The organism is Aquirhabdus sp. (assembly GCF_046462495.1).
GTDB lineage: Bacteria > Pseudomonadota > Gammaproteobacteria > Pseudomonadales > Moraxellaceae > Aquirhabdus.
Map to the genome: position 1 here is coordinate 352,827 of NZ_JBKGVE010000004.1, position 17,190 is coordinate 370,016.

The following is a 17,190-nucleotide window of genomic DNA, read 5'->3' on the forward strand; positions in this document are numbered from 1 at the left end:
GCAACTATTTCTTATTAGGTTGAGTTGATAGGCTATTGCATCGCCTTGATCTCTCATTTTGAATCAAAATTGACAAGTTCTGTTTTTGTACCTACTATGAATGTGACGTTCGTAAACATTCTTCACTCAAACGATATACATCATAGATGGGTCAGTTGACCCCAAAGCCACGGAAATCTGCCATGACGACCCCAGCCAAAGTTCAACAAGGCGCAGCACATGTGCCGCCTCATGCCACTGATCTGTCGAGTGTTTGTATCCTCTGTTCGCATAACTGCGGGGTGAAACTGGATATCGAAGACAATATCATCGTCAAAGTCAAAGCTGATAAAACCAATCCCACGACCAAAGGCTATATCTGTAATAAAGCTTTCGCGATTCCAAACAGCGTCCACCATAAGCAGCGTGTCGAGCATCCCCTTAAAAAAATGCCAGATGGTACGTTTGCGCAAATTTCATGGGATCAGGCGATCTCGGAAATTGCCGCTAAGCTCAATCATATTCGCCATACCTATGCGCCACGCGCAGTAGCGGTCGCGGGCATAGGTGGGCAGGGTAATCACTCCAATGTGTTTGGCGCATTACCACTGCTCTATGCCATTGGTTCCGGATCATTTTTTAATGCGTTAGGTCAAGAAAAGATCCAGCATCCGCTAGTCGATGGTCGTTTGTTCAAGGCTGGTCATGATCACTATCTGGCTGGGGATGAGCATAAAGCCGATTTTGTGTTGTACCTCGGCACCAATCCACTGATTAGTAATCGCGGGGTGAATGCCACCGACACCATCAAAGAAATCGTCAAAGATCCCAACCGCCAGATTGCGGTGGTGGATCCACGCTTGACCGAGACGGCACGTCGTGCGGACTTTCATCTCTGTATTAAGCCCGCTCAAGATGTGTATTTAATGTTGGCGATCAATGCCATCATCGTGCAGGAAGGCTTATATGATCGCGACTTTATTGCCAAAAGAGTGAAAGGCTTCGAGCAAGTTGCGGTCATGCTGAAAAAAGTCGATCGCGAAGATATGGCACGACGTACTGAGCTTGCCATTGAAGATATCGAGGCGGTAGCCCGCGCTTTTGCTGCGGCACCAACAGCCGCGATCTGCTATGACTTAGGTGTTGATCATGGGATTAATACGACGCTCAATAGCTATCTGATTCGGATGCTGTCTTTGATCACAGGGAATACGGGTGTACGTGGCGGTAATGTTTTCGTACAGCAGTTTGGGCCGAAGTTTCCAATCCTACCGCGTCTGCAAAAGCCTTTGGAGTCGGACATTATCGCATCGGCATTGATTGCACCGATGATGCAGTTTTCCCCCAATCTGATACCCGAAGAGATCCTGTCTTCTCATCCGCATCGTATCCGCGCACTGATCGTCGATGGTGCGAATCCGTTGGTCAGTTATGTGGATACCAAGCGCTTCCGCGAAGCCTTTGCCGAGCTTGATCTGCTGGTGGTGATAGAGCCGAACATGACTGAAACCGCACAGGCGGCTGATTATGTCCTCCCGACGCCAGCCGGTTATGAAAAATGGGAAATGGCAGTATTTCCCAAAGACGTGATCTATGCCCAAGTGCGGCCACCTGTGGTCAGCGGTTCACCCGATGCGCTGCCTGAGATTGAAATTTATCATCGACTGGCACTGGCGATGGGTATCGTCAAACCCGCATCAAAACTGGTTTATAGCTTAGCTGCCAAAGCCACTAATCCGCTGTATGCACCAGCCTATCTGGCAGCGATTGGTGCGCTCTCATTCAAAGGCAAACTCAGCAAAGAGGGCATACTCGCCACGGTCGGTCGTTTGTTCTTTACTTTGTATGAAACACTCGGCCCGCAGCTTAAAAATCCGCTGATGGCTTATGTCTGGTTACTTTCAGTGGGTTATGCGCTAACGCGCCGCAAGCAGTTTGATTTGCAGTTCCCAGAGTTTAAGTCAATCAAGAATCCCTTCGTCATCGCACAAAAAGTCTTTGATTTGATCAATGAGCATCCGGAAGGGGTGGTCTTGGGGCTGATGGATGAGGAACGCAACTTTGAGGATTTCTGTCATTACTTGGATAAGAAAGCACGCTTGTATCAGGCAGACTTTATTGCTGATCTAGAAGCGCTTATGGGGCAGGAAGATGCGGTCACGGATTATCCTTTTGTGCTGGATGCGGGTATGCGTACGGGGTGGACCGCCAATACCATCGTGCGCGACCCGTCATGGCGTAAAGGACGGGATATCCATTATGCGATGCTGATTCATCCTGAGGATGCCGAACAGGTGGGTGTCGCTTCGGGTGATATGGTCAAACTAACCACCAAACGCGGTGAAGTGATGGTGCCAGTCAAAGTCGATACCAGCACACGCAAGGGACATCTCCATCTGCCCAATATCTTTGATATGCAGTATCCAGATCCTGTCACGGGTAAGCCAACGCGTACTGGTGTGACGTTAAATGAGCTTTCCGATGTCAATGATCGCGATAAATACACCGCGATCCCCGCACTGAAATACGTGCGCTGTCAGTTGACAGCAGTGACTAAGGTTGCTGTGGATGCCACGTCAGCAGAAGAGGAGGCTGTGGTTTAGCATTCATCTCAATGCCCAGCCACTGCCGTAGTTCCTGATAAACCCGTACATCATCCAAAATCGCGATGTGATGGATATCATTCAATAACACGCGCTTAAGTTTAGGCGCGTGCAAACGGTCCCCTTGGGCATCCTGTGCCAGCGCGCTAGATACAGGCACGATACCATCACCAATCCAGTTGTCGGTATGCGCAGCACTCCAAGCGGTGGCGAGGAGCAGGTGATTGACACCTTCGACTAAGGGCGGCATGCTTTGATCGACCGTGATATGTGCGCCGCGCAGGTCTTTGATGCCGCGACTGCGAATATCCCCCAAGCGCATAAAAGGACGTGTGTAGGGTGTAATGCCCAAGATATTATTCAGTTTATTACCCACGACTTCCCACGGTGCCCCTAAGTGAGGCGAGCCTAAATAGGCAGCATGGCTTAGGCGATTAAGCCAGCGATGCTGATGTGTCTCAGCCCAATGGCTGGCACTGCGAATCAGTAAGCCTCCCATGCTATGTCCAATCAGCCAGAGCGGTTGACCGTGATCTGCAAAGTGCTGCTCAAGCAGCTCCGCGAGCCCTTGACCATTGGCATGGATCGCGCGTCCAGTGTTATAGCGCAGCCAAGCCACACGATAGCCTGCCGTCTCTAACTCCTGATAAAACGCTTGATGATGTTCAGATTGCTGCCATTCCAGATCGTTATGGCAGAGACCGTGTAGAAATAAGATATGCCCTTTGTCTGAAGGCAATGCCCACTCTGTAGCATCCATAAGCCTGCCGCGCTCGCCACGCAGGGTCAGCGTAAGGGCAAAAGGACTGGCCCATGCTTCAAGTTTATCGCCGCAAACACCATTCAATGCGGCCTGACTACGTAAGGTCGGCAGTTGATTAAACTCGGTTTGCTGGGTGGTTAGCAGGTGACTAAAACGTGCCAGCAGAGCAAAGCTGCTGGCCACAATGCGATACGCTAAGGGCGCACGGTGCGGATTGGCACGATGAGTCTGGTTCAATGGGGCAGGCATATCGGTGATGGTACTATGCACTTCTGCCGCAAGGTGAGTGACTTCTTGCGCACTACGCATGGCGAGATGCAACACGGCTCCAGCCATATTGAGTGCGCTGAGATACGGATTGGGTGATTGTTGTTCTTGAGAAATGAGTGCAGGTGTATTCATGAGGAAGTCTTTTAGTGAACACTTGTACACTAATTTATGCTCAGTTCTTGTTGATGTCAATCCTTTTCATGATCTGACTGGTGATCTAACATGTGGTGCCCATCCATGTTTTACAGACAGTCAAATGATCTCTTTCAAAAGAATGAATGCTTCAACCCATGATTTACTTTGAAATGAATCATGGTATATACCTGTACGTCTCATGCTTTTTTGACTCAAACAGGAGCCACCATGCCACATGCTCATCACGAAGTTCACTATAGCAATCGTACCGGCTGGCTGCGTGCTTCGGTCTTGGGGGCAAATGATGGCATTTTATCGGTGGCTAGCCTAGTGATCGGTGTGGCAGCGAGTGGTGCGGCGCCTTCGGTGGTGTTGCTCACTGGCATTGCGGGTCTGGTGTCAGGCGCTTTGTCGATGGCAGCTGGGGAGTATGTCTCGGTCCAGTCGCAAGCCGATACTGAGCAAGCCGATCTCGTCAAAGAACAAGCGGAGCTGAAGCGCAATCCGCAATTTGAGCTCAAAGAGCTGACACAGATTTATGTCGAACGTGGCTTGACCCCCACACTTGCCCATGAGGTTGCGGTGCAACTGACGGAAAAGAATGCCTTAGAGGCGCATGCCCGTGATGAGATCGGACTTTCCAAAACGCTGGCTGCGCAGCCGATTCATGCGGCATTGGCTTCGGCATCGTCGTTTACCGTAGGTGCTATTTTTCCTATTTTGGCCGCATGGTCGAGTCCTGCGCATAGTGCAGCCTTGGTGATTGGTATCGTGAGTACGCTGGCGCTGATGATATCGGGAGGATTATCCAGTTATGCGGGCGGCGTGCCGCTGTATAAAGGGATTGTTCGTGTGACCATCGGTGGCATTTTGGCCATGCTTGTCACAGCGTGGATTGGTTCATTGTTCGGAACGCCTGTCTAATCCTTGTCTTGTCGTTATAAGGTGACAAACATACCAATCGCAGCGCCGCCCATAATGACAGCGGTGGTCCAGCCCAGACAGCGGAGGATCGGTGAGCTGACATGCTTGCCCATGACCTCGTGCTTACTGGTGAGTAATACCACCAGCACAATCAGTGGTGGTGCCAACATTCCATTTAAGACCGCAGAATAGAACAGCATCTTGACGGCGCTGACGCCAACGAAATCAAGGATGAGACCCAAGAGCATCGAGATGACGATGACTGCATAGAACTTTTGTGAGAGGCGCGGCGAGTCGTCCAAGGTGCCCCGCCAACCTTTGGCCTCTGCAACCGCATAGGCGGTAGAACCGGCCAAAACAGGCACAGCCAGCATGCCCGTGCCGATCAAGCCAATGGTAAATAACAGATAGGCACTATCCCCAGCCAAAGGGCATAGTGCTTCTGCGGCTTGTTTAGCCGTTTCAATCTGGGTGATGCCGTGCGCATGAAGCGTTGATGCGGTAGTCAGGATAATGAAAAACATCACCAGATTAGAAAAGAACATCCCCGCGACTACGTCTGTACGTACGTCACTGAGCTCTTCGATGGTCGTTTCTTCACGCTGCTGGTCGGTGATCTTGCCTTGTGCGCGGCCATTTTCGACTTCTTGTGCCGCTTGCCAGAAGAACAAATACGGCGAGATTGTGGTGCCGAGGATGCCGACGAAGGTAGTCAGAAAGGTACTACTCCATTCAACATGGGGGATAAATGTGGCATGCAGCACGGCATGCCAATCAGGTTTGGCTAAAAGCGCGGTCAAAATATAGGCAAAAAGTACGAGGGTCAGCCACTTAAAGACACGGGCAATCAGACGATAAGATGAGAAAAATAATAAAGAAATGATCAGCAGCGCATAGATTGGTGTCCAAAAATATGCCGGAATCCCAGTCATCATTTCGCTGGCTTCAGCCATCCCTGCAAGGTCAGCGCCGATGTTAAACACATTGGCAATGATCAACAGTCCACAGGCGCCCCAGAGCACCCAGCGTGGAAAATGCAGTGCGACGGCGCCAGCCAATCCCCGACCGGTAACCAGTCCAAGACGCGCGCACATCAACTGCACAGAAACCATGAGTGGAAAGGAGAAGAGTGCCATCCATAGCGGCATATAACCGAAGGAGGCACCCGTAACTGAATAGGTGGAGATGCCGGACGGATCATCATCCGCCGCGCCAGTGATGACGCCGGGTCCCAGATTGGCAAAGAACTTGCGCACACGTCCGACTTGAGCAGGAGGCGGGAGCGAGATTTTTTCTTGCAGATGAAATTCTGATTCACTCATCGCACGCATCCTTGTTGTCGCTCTTTATTGTTTTTATACACCTAAAAGATGGAGGTTATGTGCTTATTCAGACTTATTTTTTAGGAATTCATTGTTCAAAGAAGCAATACATGCAATGACCTTGTCTGGATCATTATGCGATGAATCAGCTCGCCCTTAAATCTCGATCTGACTCCCAATCTCCACAACCCGATTAGGCGGGATCTGGAAGTAGTCACTGATGGCCGAGGTATTGCGTGTCATGGAGATAAACAGCTTTTCACGCCAAGGCGCCATGCCAGAGCCCACGGTATGCAGGATGCGTTCGCGCGAGATGAAAAAGCTGATCTGCATAAAGTCACACGGCAAGCGCAGTAACTCTAAGCCTTGCTCCAGCGCATGCGGCACATTCAGGCTTTCTTTAAAGCCATAACACGCTACTAAGCGATAAAAGTGATCATCAATCTGCTCCACGCGTACTCGCGATTCGACATCGACATAAGGCACGTCTTCTGCGACGACCGTGAGCAGAATGTTCTTTTCATGCAAGACTTTGTTATGTTTTAAGTTATGCATCAGGGCATTGGGCACAATATTTTGATTGGTGGTGAGAAACACCGCCGTACCAGAGACCTTAAAGGCATGCTTTGACACGCTTTGAATAAAGATGTCGAGCGGCGGGGAGCCTGCTTTTAACTTCTCCAAGACTAGGGTCCGGCCCCGCTTCCAGGTCATCATGATCGTAAAGGTGATGACCCCAACGGACAGCGGGAACCAGCCGCCATCGGTAATTTTAAGCATGTTGGACGTGAGGAACAGTAGGTCCGGCACCAGAAAAGGGATCGCAACCAAGAGCATTTTGGGCAGAGACCAGTGCCATGTGTAATACATGAGACACGCTACCAGCAACGTGTCGCAGAACAGGGTGATGGTGACGGCAATACCATAAGCTGATGTCAGGCTGGCGCTGGATTTAAAGGTCGCCACCAGAATCATGATGAGGATCAATAATAGCCAGTTCAGTACTGGGATATAGATTTGCCCGATCTCCGACTCTGAGGTATGTAGAATAGTCATACGCGGTAAATAGCCCAGTTGCATCGCTTGTCTGACCATCGAGAACACCCCAGAGATCACAGCCTGTGAGGCGATGACGGTGGCGATGGTGGCCAGCACAATCATGGGGTACATCAGCATTTTCGGCACGAGCAGATAAAACGGATTTTCAATCGCTGCTGGGTTTTGCAATACCAGCACGCCTTCGCCGGCATAATTTAAGACAAGGCAAGGCAGGACCACGACAAACCATGCCCACTGGATGGGCCTGCGACCAAAATGCCCCATATCCGCATAGAGCGCTTCGGCTCCTGTGATAGTCAGGACAATCGCTCCCATGGTAATAAAGGCGGTCATGGGATGCATGGCAAAGAAATGAATTGCCCAGTACGGATTGCCCAGCGCGAGAATGGTCGGATGTTCGATGACTTTAACGAGTCCCAATAGTCCAATGGCGATAAACCACAGCAGCATGATCGGTCCAAAGTAGCGCCCCACAGCAGAGGTGCCTCGACGCTGGATCAGAAATAATGCAACCAATACACTCATGGTGATGGGCAGAATATAAGGGGTGAAGATGGATGTCCCCACCGATAAGCCTTCAACCGCGGACAGCACCGATACTGCCGGGGTAATAATCCCATCACCAAAGAATAACGCTGCGCCAAAGAGCCCTAATGCAATCAGAATATTACGCATTTTTGGACCGAACTGAGGGTTATGCAGATTGAGTGCGAGCAGGGCCATGATACCGCCTTCGCCTTTGTTATCTGCACGCATGATGATGATGGCAAATTTCAAAGATACGACAATCATGAGTGACCAGAAGATCAGAGATAGAATCCCAAGCACATTGGCATGATCAATCGGAATGCCGCCATCGCTATGAAAGCAGGTCGTCAAAGCGTATAGCGGACTGGTGCCGATATCGCCAAAAACGACGCCTAAAGCACCCAGTGCCATGGTCGATGTATTTGGTGATTTTATGGTGGATTCGGTCATGATGTTGACTACCCAAGCGTCTTCGTTAATGAAGTAAAGTTATTTTCGCCGCTGACTTTTTTCTGATGTTATCGCTGGATCATAGCAGGGTCAGATACGTTGACCATACGCCATCTTGTAGGATTTATCATTATTTTTGATGGAGAATGGAGGGAGATGGTGTGTTTCGTGCAGTGGGATTTTAAGAGGATGCGCTGTTGTGGATTAACATCGAGACGATACTAATCCATTCTTTTAAGGCGCTCACTCAAGTCACCCATATTAAAGGGCATATCGAGTTTGACGCCATAACTGCCTTCGCTGTCTTTGTTTTTCCAGCCGCCGATGATCACGGCATCGACCAAAAAGAAGGTACTGCGAGCGATTTTTAAGGTATCCAATTCATCCAGAAAGTCGAAGGCTTCTTGTTTGGAGAGATAACCCACGGTTTCGGTATTGATCTTGACCACGCACGCTTCAGGATCATGGGGGTTGTTGGGTTCGTGATTTAAGGTGGCGACTGCATAATGTTCTTTAGGCGTTTCCGTTTTTGTGCCCGCAATGCGTTTCAGCGCTTGCTGATAGCTATGTTCACCGACAATTTCAAAATCAAATTCTTTATAACCCGTGATTTTATAGATCGATGCCGTTGTCTGAAAAAAATCGACGTGTTTTTTAATTGACCGAATTGCAAGATAAGCGATTGCACAGACAACCAGCACTGCAATGACGATTAGAACCATCTCCATAACCTCTACCACTCCCCAAGTTGAAAGATTAACACAGAAAAAGTGCGATAGGGCTATCCCTCATGATTCTAGATGCGTTTGCTATGCGCTGCACTGGGCGTGAATCGAAAGAAGTATTGAAGTCAACCCTCTCATTTTAGGGAGGAGTGTTCTTAAATATCGGTATTCCTTGTCATCGATGAGCAGGTCTATAGTGATCGTGTTGCAAGAGCAAGTTGTCCAAACACATTACTTTTTTAAATAAAGAGAGCGAGCATATGAAAGCCTATATCGTTGAACAAGCTGGTGGAATCGAAGTATTACAATTGAAAGACATCTCATCGAAAGCTCCCAATGCTGATGAGGTCCAAATTCGTGTCCGAGCTTTTGGAGTCAATCGCGCAGAGATTTATCGCCGAGCAGGTAATATGGGTGAAATTACAGCCCCTGTTGTGCTAGGTATTGAAGCGGTTGGAGAGGTGATCCATGACCCCGCTGGCGTTTTTCAAGTTGACGAAAAAGTCGCCACTGCTATGGGTGGTCTGCAATTCACGCGTCATGGCAGCTATGCTGAAGAAGTGACGGTATTGCGTAGTAATGTCATTTCACTTAAAGACACCACACTGCCCTGGCGTGAGCTTGCGGCATTGCCTGAAGCCTATCTCACCATTTGGGGTGCTTTGGTCAAAACCCTTAAAGTGCAGGTGGGACAAACTATTCTGATCCGTGGTGCAACCTCGTCAGTTGGGTTGGCTGCGGTGGCTTATGCCAAATCATTAGGACTCCGTGTTATTGCCACAACCCGCAATGAGGCGAATCGTGCACGTCTGCATACGATTGGTGCTGATGTGACGATCGTAGATAACGGCGCCATCGCGGATTTGGTCAAAGCCGTGGTGCCGAGTGGTGTTGACGTTGCACTTGAGGTAGTAGGTGCTTCTACCTTGAAAGATACCATCAAAGCAGTCAAGCCTTTTGGCGCGGTGACAGTCATTGGCTTGTTGGGCGGTGCGCCAGTCTTGTCAGATTTTCATTTAATGCAGGATTTACCAACTGCAGTACAACTCAGCTTTTTCCCCAGTGGGCTGATCGGAACATCAGCATTGCCGTTAACTGACAATCCATTGGTTGAGATTGCACATCAGATTGCTGCAGGTCATATCCCTTCTATTGTTACTCAAGTTCTGCCATTTTCTGAGGTCAGACAGGCGCACACCATGATCGAGAACAATCAGGTATTGGGCAAGCTGGTTATTGAAGTTTAATCACATCACTGGAGAAGATCATGTCAAATACAATGCTAAGTATTGCGGCCGTTACTGTACTTGTTTTGGGGTCCACCTCAGTGATGGCGCAGAGCCCTGCAACTGTTCAGCATGAGGCAATTATTACACCTCTGCTCAGTTATCAGAACGCGCTGAATGCTTCTGATGTCGATCAGGTCATAAACCTGTACACCCAAGATGCTGTTTTTATGCCCCAGAACCATTTGCCTGCTGTTGGGATTGAGCATATTCGTCAAGTCTATAGCGATATTTTTAAACTTATCAAATTGAATGTGAAATTTACAATTGATGAGGTAAAGCCGATTGGAGCTGATTGGGCCTATGTCCAGACGCGTTCTGCTGGCACAACCCAGTTACTGCAGACTGCAACTCTGGTGACCCTATCCGAGGCCAATCAAGAGGTGTTTCTTATGCATCGCGAGTCAAATGGAAAGTGGCGTATTGCGCGCTATATTTTCTCAACAACCAATCCGCCAAAACAATAGTTAAGCTTAATGATTTGCAACTTATTCACTTAGAGGAAACATAATGAAAATTTCTATTATCGGTGCGGGCGCAATTGGCTCAGCAATAGCGCGTAAACTGGCTCAAAATGGCATTCAAGCTACGATTGCAAACAGCCGTGGTCCTGAGTCCTTAAAAGCGCTGACAGATGAATTAGGTCCGAACATCACAGCGGTCAGTCTACAAGAAGCAACGCAAGCCGATCTGGTCTTTGTTGCTGCTAACTGGAATCGCCTGTCCAGTGCGTTAAAAGATGCGGGCTCGTGGCAGGGCCGTATCTTGGTGGATGCCAATAACGCCGTTGAAGTTCCGTCCTATCAGGCTGTGGATTTGGGTGGCCGTGCATCCAGTGAAGTTGTTGCTGATTGGGCTGCAGGTGCTCGTGTCGTCAAAGCTTTTAACCATTTACTGGCACGCGTACTGGATTCTGATCCGCAGGTTAATGGTGGTCACCGAGTATTGTTTCTGGCGGGAGAGGATGCGGATGCCAAGAAGACGGTGAGTGATCTGATAACACGCCTAGGTTTTGCACCTGTCGACCTGGGAGGATTCAATGAGAGTCGATTGGTTCAGTTTCCGGGTGGCCCACTGGCCATATTAAATTTGGTGAAATACGACTAATGGGTTGTCAGATATTCGTGCCATGACGCATTTTGCGTTAACGATGACACGGTTTATAGGATTCCCTGCGCCACATTCTCTGGGTAGCGATGCTGTGTCGATGATTACCGTTCATTGACCCCAGTTGCATTTATTGACCTTAAAAAAGAGATTCAAGGTCAATGGTATGCCACTGGATGTGGCGTATGCTTTTTTTAAAGCCGAGGTATTGATTAAGGCTCGGGACTTTAAAACAGGCGTATTGATAGGGAGATGTTAGGGATGAAGTTACACGGACAAACCATTATTTTGACGGGATCATCCAGCGGGATTGGTGAGCAAGCCGCCTATCAATTATCAGGTCTCGGGGCACGCTTATGTCTCGTCGCTAGACGCACTGAGGAGCTTGAGCGTGTCGCAGAGGCGATTCGCGCCAAAGGTGGTGAGGCATGGGTTTATCCGTGTGATCTGTCAGAGCCTGCGTCGGTCAATGCGTGTGCCGAAGCGATCTTACAAGCGCATCCACGTATTGATGCACTGGTCAATAATGCTGCGCACTCCATCCGTCGTTCGATTCAGGATTCTTTGGATCGGCCTCATGACTTTGAGCGCACCATCCAATTGAACTATCTCAGCGCCGTGCGCTTGACGCTGCGCATTCTGCCGCGTTTTATCGAGCAGGGCAGTGGTCATGTGGTGAATATCACGACCATGTCCTCGCAGTTTCCAATTCCACTTTTCTCTGCTTATATTGCCAGTAAAATGGCGCTTGAGTCCTTCTCACGCTCACTTCTGGCTGAGTTTGCGCATAAAGGAATCACCACAACGGTGGTGTATTTCCCACTGGTACGCACTCCGATGTCATCACGGACTGCCATTTATAAACATGAGCGGATGATGACGGTTGAGCGTGCGGCGGGCTGGATTGTTGAGGCTGTGGAAAAACGTCCTGTTCGAGTCAGTAGTCCGGTAGGCGTCATGGGTGAGGTAGCTTTGGCTGCTATGCCCAGCGTGGTGATCCGTGCGATGCAACCTTATTTCCGCCAGCGTGACAAGCGGCTTAAAGATCGCTTGGCAAAAGATTGAATCATAGCGTCTTAGTTACGCAAAGTTCGAGTACAGACAACAATCGACTACTGGGCAGGTGGTGGCTGGAAGACTAATCTCAGGGCACACATTGAGGTGTCAAATGGAGCAACAATCATGAGAAAACCAACAATTATACTCGTTCATGGGTTTTGGGGCGGCGCTGCACACTGGAGTAAGGTGATCGTGGAACTGGCCAAAAAAGGCTATACCTCGATCAAGGCTGTAGAACTCCCGCTTACATCACTGGCTGATGATGCTGAGCGCACCCGCAAGATGATTGCCCAACAAACAGGTCCAGTTTTACTCGTTGGCCATTCCTATGGCGGCGCCGTGATTACGGAAGCTGGTGATCAACCGAATGTGATCGGGCTGGTGTATATCGCTGCTTTTGCACCCGATGCTGGCGAGAGCCCCGGTGGTATTACCCAAGAGCATCCTCCTGTTGCCGCGCCCAATCTGGCTCCCGATAGCGATGGTTACTTGTGGGTCAAGCCAGAGCTGTTCCGCGAAAGCTTTTGTCAGGATTTGACCTCGGATGAGGGGTTGGTAATGAGCGTGACGCAGAAAGCGCCGCTTGCGAGTACCTTTGGCGATGCAATCACGGCACCGGCGTGGAAAAATAAACCATCGTGGTATCAGATTTCCAGCGAAGACCGCATGATTGCTCCTGAAAATCAAAAGCGGATGTCAGCGCGCTTGGGCGCACGCAGGGTGATTACTTTGGCTTCGAGCCATGCCTCACTGGCATCACAGCCTGTACAAGTCACTGATTTGATTGATGAGGCAGCGCATGCGCTGGGTTATGTCTAAGGACTGACGTTGCTTTAATGCATCATTGCAAACTGCCGGACGACAACGAAGGACTGCGTTGATCGTCCGTTTTTATTTTTGAAGGCCGACTTTTTTAGTGACAAATATTATTTTTTGAAATTGATACTCAGACTGAGGGTGTCAGGAGATGACATCTCATTGGGACTTGTTTTTAGATGATGATCGTCATATGATTCATTATAAATGATGATCATCATCTAAATATTCAGCAAGATTTCAGAAGGAAAACCGCTATGAATACTGCCAGCATCACGCCGCAGAGTTTCACCCCCCGCGACATCGCCATTCGCTTTTTAACCCCTGATCCACGTAAACAGCCTGCTGAAGATCAGTTGGGCAATTGGGTGCAAAGCAAGCGTTCAATCACAACCCAAGCAGGGCAGGTGCATGTCTCCAGTGCGGGGCAGGGACCCTTGGTGATGTTTGTGCATGGCTGGGAAGGCAGTATTCTGGATTTTGAGCCGTTGATTGTGGCGACCCTAGCACAAGGCTTTAGCGTCGCGGCGATTGACCTTCCGGCACATGGTCGCTCTGAGGGCAAGCGAACCTCAATCCCTACTTGTGCCAAGGCACTGCTGGAGATCCAGACGGCGCTAGGACAAGATTTTTATGCGGTGGTCGCACACTCTCTAGGGGCGGGTATTAGCGGTGACTCACTTGAACGTGGGCTGATCGCAGGCAAAGCCGTATTGATCTCACCGCCGCGTCGTTTTATGGATGCAATACAAATGACGGCGGTTCAATTGGGCTATGACGAGACGGCTCGGCAACAGATGATTGATACGTTGCGGGAGTTTGGTGTAGACCCAGTCCATGTTGATCTGCAAAAGTCTGCCACTCACCTTACGATCCCTGCTTTGATCCTGCACTCAGATGATGATCGGGTGATTCCGATGATTGCGGCTCAAAGTGTGGCGGCAGCATGGGCGGGGAGCCGCTTTGTACCGCTTACAGGTCTAGGGCATCGGCGTTTGCTTGCGGATGCAGCAGTTATTCACGAGGTGATGGGTTTTTTGGGAGAGGCATAAAAGCTCTTGCAGTTAAGAACGCAAAGCGCTACCCCACCAATGGATGCACACTCAGGTAATCTACCAGATACTCTCGAAAGACCCGCACTTTCCGTGACAATTGTTTGGCAGGGGGGTGCAGTATATTCAATACTCCGATGACAATGGATGTCTCCGGTAGGATGCGTACCAGATTGCCCGCCGCCACATCATGACGTGCCAAAAAGGTCGGCAGGGCTGCGATGCCGATACCTGCTTTGGCGGCTTCCTGTAAGAACAGCATATCATCTCCAGTCACTGCAGGTTTTTGCGTTGGTTGAACCAACTGGGGAATGCGCATATCTCGATAAACCAACCATTGGTGATCTGCCGCTTCAATCAGCGTGCGCGGTGTGCCGGCGCGCGCTAAATAGCTAGGCGCTGCATAGACATGCATCACGATATCGGTGAGAGGGCGAGCGATCAAGGTCGAGTCATTCAGTTTGGCTTTCACCACCCTTAGAGCGACATCGATGCCGTCATTCACTAGATCAACCAGATGATTGCTGATATGCACTTCGACCTGAATCGCAGGGTAGCGGGCAGTGAATCCTGCCAACGCCCCAGCCAAAAATTTAATTGCAATATCGCCAAGTACCGTGACGCGGATCAGCCCTGCGGGCTGCTCCTCGCGCTCAGGTAGCCCAGTGACCGCTTCTTGTAGCGAATCCAGATGAGGGGAAATCTGGCGATACAGCAGCTCCCCAGCGGTAGTCAAGGCGACCTGACGCGTGGTACGACTTAAGAGTTGTACCCCTAAAGCTTTTTCGAGAGCCGCAATGTTACGGCTGATGGATGAACGCTCGACATTGAGCTTCTTCGCGGTCGCAGAAAAGCTGCCAGCTTTGGCGACCTCGACAAACAATTGCAAGTGGTTAAGGTCCATTGGTGCTAAATTCGCAATAGAGTGTCGTAAATTTTACATCTTGTGCGTTCTATGCACAATCACTAAGATGGCAACTTATTATTGAAGACGTGGGATGGGTATAAGAGGATGGTGAAAGTTTGACAGGGTGTATCTACACCTTGAACTTGAGATAGAGGTGATCCAATGAAAGTCGCATCGAAACGTATGAGTCCAGATACGTCCGTGGATCAGTTGAATATCCATCCAAAGTATATCGGTTTGTTGCAGGCTGCGGGTATCGAAACCCTTCGTGATTTTGAGCATTGGACGTTAGAGCGTCTGGCTACACAGGGTATAGGCCCCGCTGGTTTGGAAATACTGAATCGGCAACTTCAATATCACGGTTATATCATCGGCACAGCCATTTCAGAGTTGGACGATGACCAGTCAAATGTTGACTCGAGCTTTCCGGTACTCCACCTTCCGGCAAATAACGAGTAACGCCAACGTGTTCCGCAGCGGTGGGCTTACGCCCACATTCATAAACACTGCTTCAGTTGGGGGCAGTGTTTTTTTTTCTTGATACCCCGTGTCATCGCGGCAAATCAGTATGTGGTCATTGATGTTTTCAAATGTTGTGGACGTGTGCAATGATTCTATGGATTCTTAATCATTTCACGGTCCGACTGGTTGCTTATACTCGGTTCAATACACAATGAAATCAGGTCGATTATTGTCTCTAGATGCGTGATTTCGATAGACGATATTTTTTGGTTTATTTTAGCCGAATCGATCAAGGGTAGGATTTGGTTTGATGTTGAATGACACTTCATCTCCTCTCGTTGTTCGGTTTAAAGTAGATCGCGGATTGGCTTTAAAAAGAGTGATTCATTATGCCCCTACGAAGACGCTCAAAAATTATTGTGACGTTCTTAGGTCTGCCCCTGCTGATTGTTTTACTGGGCGCCTTGTTTATTTGGCACTCCGAAGCGAAAGACAGTGACGCACTGATTTCGGCACCTCTGGTAATTACCCCAGAACGAATTGAACAGGGCAAGGCGCTTGCAATCGCTTCCGACTGTGTCGCTTGCCACAGTACGACAGGCAGTAAGCCGTTTGCCGGTGGTCTACCGATGCCCCTACCGATGGGCAATATCTACAGCACCAATATTACGCCGGACAAAGAACACGGTATTGGTAACTACAGCCTTCAAGAGTTTCAGCGTGCGGTGCAGTATGGTATTCGCCGTGATGGCGGCAATCTATACCCCGCAATGCCCTATACCGCTTACGCCAAGCTCACACCAGATGATATTCAAAGTCTCTACGCCTACTTTATGCAAGGGGTACCCGCTGTGGCGCAGGAGAACCGTAAACCCGATTTTCCATGGCCGCTGACTTTACGTTTCCCATTAAAAGTATGGAATCAACTGTTTCTGAGCAAAGGGGTTTATCAAAACAAACCTGAACAAAGTGCAGAGTGGAATAGGGGCGCGTATCTGGTTCAAGGTGCCGCACACTGCGGAACTTGCCACACCCCGCGTGGTCTAGCCATGCAAGAAAAAGCCTATGATGAAACCAGCAAGCACTATCTTGCTGGTGCAGCGTTAGGCGGCTGGCAAGCCTATAACATTACCAGTGATCCGCACTCTGGTATTGGCACATGGACTAAAGCTGAAATCGTACAGTATCTACATACTGGTAATGTGCCGAACAAGGCGCAGGCTGCAGGGGGCATGGCTGAAGCGGTCACCCATAGTTTTAGCAAGATGTCTGATGCTGACTTACAGGCGATGGCCACGTATTTAGTGACCGTGCCGGCTTACCAAGATCAGCAAACCGTCGCGCGTTCAAGCTTTGGTCAGCCGACGATGGACTATCAGGATGTCCGCTTTGCAGCGCAAGGGGGTAAAGCAGCCCCAACCGGTGCTGAGCTGTATTTGAATCACTGCGCCAGTTGTCATGGTAAGACGGGTGTTGGCACCCCAGATGGCTACTATCCTTCAATGGTGCATAACAGTGTGTTGGGTGCTAAAGATGCGCATAACCTCATTCAAGTCATGCTCAATGGTGCAGAAGTGGAAAATGGCAAGGACCACTACTTCATGCCGGCGTTTGCGGGTGAGTTAAATGATGAGGAACTAGCGACACTGGCGAACTATGTCACCGTGACCTTTGGGCATGGGGCAGGTACGGTCTCTGCGCATGATGTAAAAAAACTCAGACCCGCCCACTAAGGAGAATCAT

At 49.6% G+C, this 17,190-nt stretch carries 15 protein-coding genes; 10 read left to right on the forward strand and 5 right to left on the reverse strand.

The genetic code is table 11. The features are described 5' to 3' along the window. The first annotated feature begins 182 nt into the window (after positions 1 to 182). Positions 183 to 2,582, forward strand: coding sequence for a molybdopterin-dependent oxidoreductase (locus ACLHG7_RS05090; protein ID WP_410209956.1), 2,400 nt, complete (start codon positions 183 to 185; stop codon positions 2,580 to 2,582). Here the strand turns inward: ACLHG7_RS05090 and ACLHG7_RS05095 are convergent. After that, positions 2,533 to 3,747, reverse strand: a complete 1,215-nt coding sequence (locus ACLHG7_RS05095; RefSeq protein WP_410209957.1) for an esterase/lipase family protein — start codon at positions 3,745 to 3,747, stop codon at positions 2,533 to 2,535. The genes ACLHG7_RS05090 and ACLHG7_RS05095 overlap by 50 nt on opposite strands. A 231-nt stretch (positions 3,748 to 3,978) precedes the next feature. On the opposite strand from ACLHG7_RS05095, the gene ACLHG7_RS05100 reads away from it, so the two are divergent. After that, a complete protein-coding gene (locus ACLHG7_RS05100) occupies positions 3,979 to 4,674 on the forward strand; it encodes a VIT family protein (RefSeq protein WP_410209958.1) in 696 nt (231 codons plus the stop codon). A 14-nt stretch (positions 4,675 to 4,688) separates the two neighbouring features. Here ACLHG7_RS05100 and ACLHG7_RS05105 read toward each other — a convergent pair whose 3' ends face one another. From ACLHG7_RS05105 to ACLHG7_RS05115, 3 genes are all read right to left on the reverse strand, one after another. Continuing rightward, entirely contained in the window at positions 4,689 to 5,996 is a 1,308-nt protein-coding gene (locus ACLHG7_RS05105; protein WP_410209959.1) for an Nramp family divalent metal transporter, read from the reverse strand. Between the two features lie 156 nt (positions 5,997 to 6,152). After that, positions 6,153 to 8,033, reverse strand: a complete 1,881-nt coding sequence (locus ACLHG7_RS05110; protein ID WP_410209960.1) for a potassium transporter Kup — start codon at positions 8,031 to 8,033, stop codon at positions 6,153 to 6,155. Between the two features lie 221 nt (positions 8,034 to 8,254). Next, on the reverse strand, positions 8,255 to 8,761 hold the full coding sequence (locus tag ACLHG7_RS05115) for a hypothetical protein (RefSeq protein WP_410209961.1): 507 nt from the start codon (positions 8,759 to 8,761) through the stop codon (positions 8,255 to 8,257). Between the two features lie 257 nt (positions 8,762 to 9,018). Here ACLHG7_RS05115 and ACLHG7_RS05120 point away from each other — a divergent pair, with 257 nt between their 5' ends. The 6 genes from ACLHG7_RS05120 to ACLHG7_RS05145 all read left to right on the forward strand — a co-directional run bounded on the left by ACLHG7_RS05120 (position 9,019) and on the right by ACLHG7_RS05145 (position 14,078). Next, positions 9,019 to 10,005: a zinc-binding dehydrogenase gene (locus tag ACLHG7_RS05120; RefSeq protein WP_410209962.1), complete on the forward strand. Its 987-nt coding sequence runs from the start codon at positions 9,019 to 9,021 to the stop codon at positions 10,003 to 10,005. Between the two features lie 20 nt (positions 10,006 to 10,025). Beyond that, the gene (locus ACLHG7_RS05125) at positions 10,026 to 10,511 is read left to right on the forward strand and encodes a YybH family protein (RefSeq protein WP_410209963.1); all 486 of its coding nucleotides are present in this window, start codon (positions 10,026 to 10,028) and stop codon (positions 10,509 to 10,511) included. Positions 10,512 to 10,554: 43 nt separating this feature from the next. Continuing rightward, the gene (locus tag ACLHG7_RS05130; protein WP_410209964.1) at positions 10,555 to 11,151 is read left to right on the forward strand and encodes an NADPH-dependent F420 reductase; all 597 of its coding nucleotides are present in this window, start codon (positions 10,555 to 10,557) and stop codon (positions 11,149 to 11,151) included. Positions 11,152 to 11,412: 261 nt separating this feature from the next. Next, complete coding sequence (locus tag ACLHG7_RS05135; RefSeq protein WP_410209965.1) at positions 11,413 to 12,216, forward strand: SDR family NAD(P)-dependent oxidoreductase; 804 nt, start codon at positions 11,413 to 11,415, stop codon at positions 12,214 to 12,216. 114 nt (positions 12,217 to 12,330) lie between these two features. Further along, positions 12,331 to 13,029, forward strand: coding sequence for an alpha/beta hydrolase (locus tag ACLHG7_RS05140; protein ID WP_410210388.1), 699 nt, complete (start codon positions 12,331 to 12,333; stop codon positions 13,027 to 13,029). A gap of 254 nt (positions 13,030 to 13,283) precedes the next feature. Continuing rightward, positions 13,284 to 14,078 carry an alpha/beta fold hydrolase gene (locus ACLHG7_RS05145; RefSeq protein ID WP_410209966.1) on the forward strand — a complete coding sequence of 265 codons (795 nt, stop codon included), beginning with the start codon at positions 13,284 to 13,286 and terminating at the stop codon, positions 14,076 to 14,078. A gap of 28 nt (positions 14,079 to 14,106) precedes the next feature. Here ACLHG7_RS05145 and ACLHG7_RS05150 read toward each other — a convergent pair whose 3' ends face one another. Further along, positions 14,107 to 14,967: a LysR substrate-binding domain-containing protein gene (locus tag ACLHG7_RS05150; RefSeq protein ID WP_410209967.1), complete on the reverse strand. Its 861-nt coding sequence runs from the start codon at positions 14,965 to 14,967 to the stop codon at positions 14,107 to 14,109. Between the two features lie 180 nt (positions 14,968 to 15,147). Here ACLHG7_RS05150 and ACLHG7_RS05155 point away from each other — a divergent pair, with 180 nt between their 5' ends. Continuing rightward, entirely contained in the window at positions 15,148 to 15,444 is a 297-nt protein-coding gene (locus ACLHG7_RS05155) for a hypothetical protein (protein ID WP_410209968.1), read from the forward strand. A 392-nt stretch (positions 15,445 to 15,836) separates the two neighbouring features. Beyond that, positions 15,837 to 17,180, forward strand: a complete 1,344-nt coding sequence (locus tag ACLHG7_RS05160; RefSeq protein WP_410209969.1) for a c-type cytochrome — start codon at positions 15,837 to 15,839, stop codon at positions 17,178 to 17,180. Positions 17,181 to 17,190 lie beyond the last annotated feature (10 nt).

Coding starts and splice junctions, on each gene's coding strand:
- ACLHG7_RS05105 (WP_410209959.1), bottom strand. CDS start 5,996: ATGAGTGAATCAGAATTTCATCTGCAAGAAAAAATCTCGCTCCCGCCT.
- ACLHG7_RS05125 (WP_410209963.1), top strand. CDS start 10,026: ATGTCAAATACAATGCTAAGTATTGCGGCCGTTACTGTACTTGTTTTG.
- ACLHG7_RS05120 (WP_410209962.1), top strand. CDS start 9,019: ATGAAAGCCTATATCGTTGAACAAGCTGGTGGAATCGAAGTATTACAA.
- ACLHG7_RS05110 (WP_410209960.1), bottom strand. CDS start 8,033: ATGACCGAATCCACCATAAAATCACCAAATACATCGACCATGGCACTG.
- ACLHG7_RS05130 (WP_410209964.1), top strand. CDS start 10,555: ATGAAAATTTCTATTATCGGTGCGGGCGCAATTGGCTCAGCAATAGCG.
- ACLHG7_RS05155 (WP_410209968.1), top strand. CDS start 15,148: ATGAAAGTCGCATCGAAACGTATGAGTCCAGATACGTCCGTGGATCAG.
- ACLHG7_RS05100 (WP_410209958.1), top strand. CDS start 3,979: ATGCCACATGCTCATCACGAAGTTCACTATAGCAATCGTACCGGCTGG.
- ACLHG7_RS05090 (WP_410209956.1), top strand. CDS start 183: ATGACGACCCCAGCCAAAGTTCAACAAGGCGCAGCACATGTGCCGCCT.
- ACLHG7_RS05095 (WP_410209957.1), bottom strand. CDS start 3,747: ATGAATACACCTGCACTCATTTCTCAAGAACAACAATCACCCAATCCG.
- ACLHG7_RS05145 (WP_410209966.1), top strand. CDS start 13,284: ATGAATACTGCCAGCATCACGCCGCAGAGTTTCACCCCCCGCGACATC.
- ACLHG7_RS05160 (WP_410209969.1), top strand. CDS start 15,837: ATGCCCCTACGAAGACGCTCAAAAATTATTGTGACGTTCTTAGGTCTG.
- ACLHG7_RS05115 (WP_410209961.1), bottom strand. CDS start 8,761: ATGGAGATGGTTCTAATCGTCATTGCAGTGCTGGTTGTCTGTGCAATC.
- ACLHG7_RS05135 (WP_410209965.1), top strand. CDS start 11,413: ATGAAGTTACACGGACAAACCATTATTTTGACGGGATCATCCAGCGGG.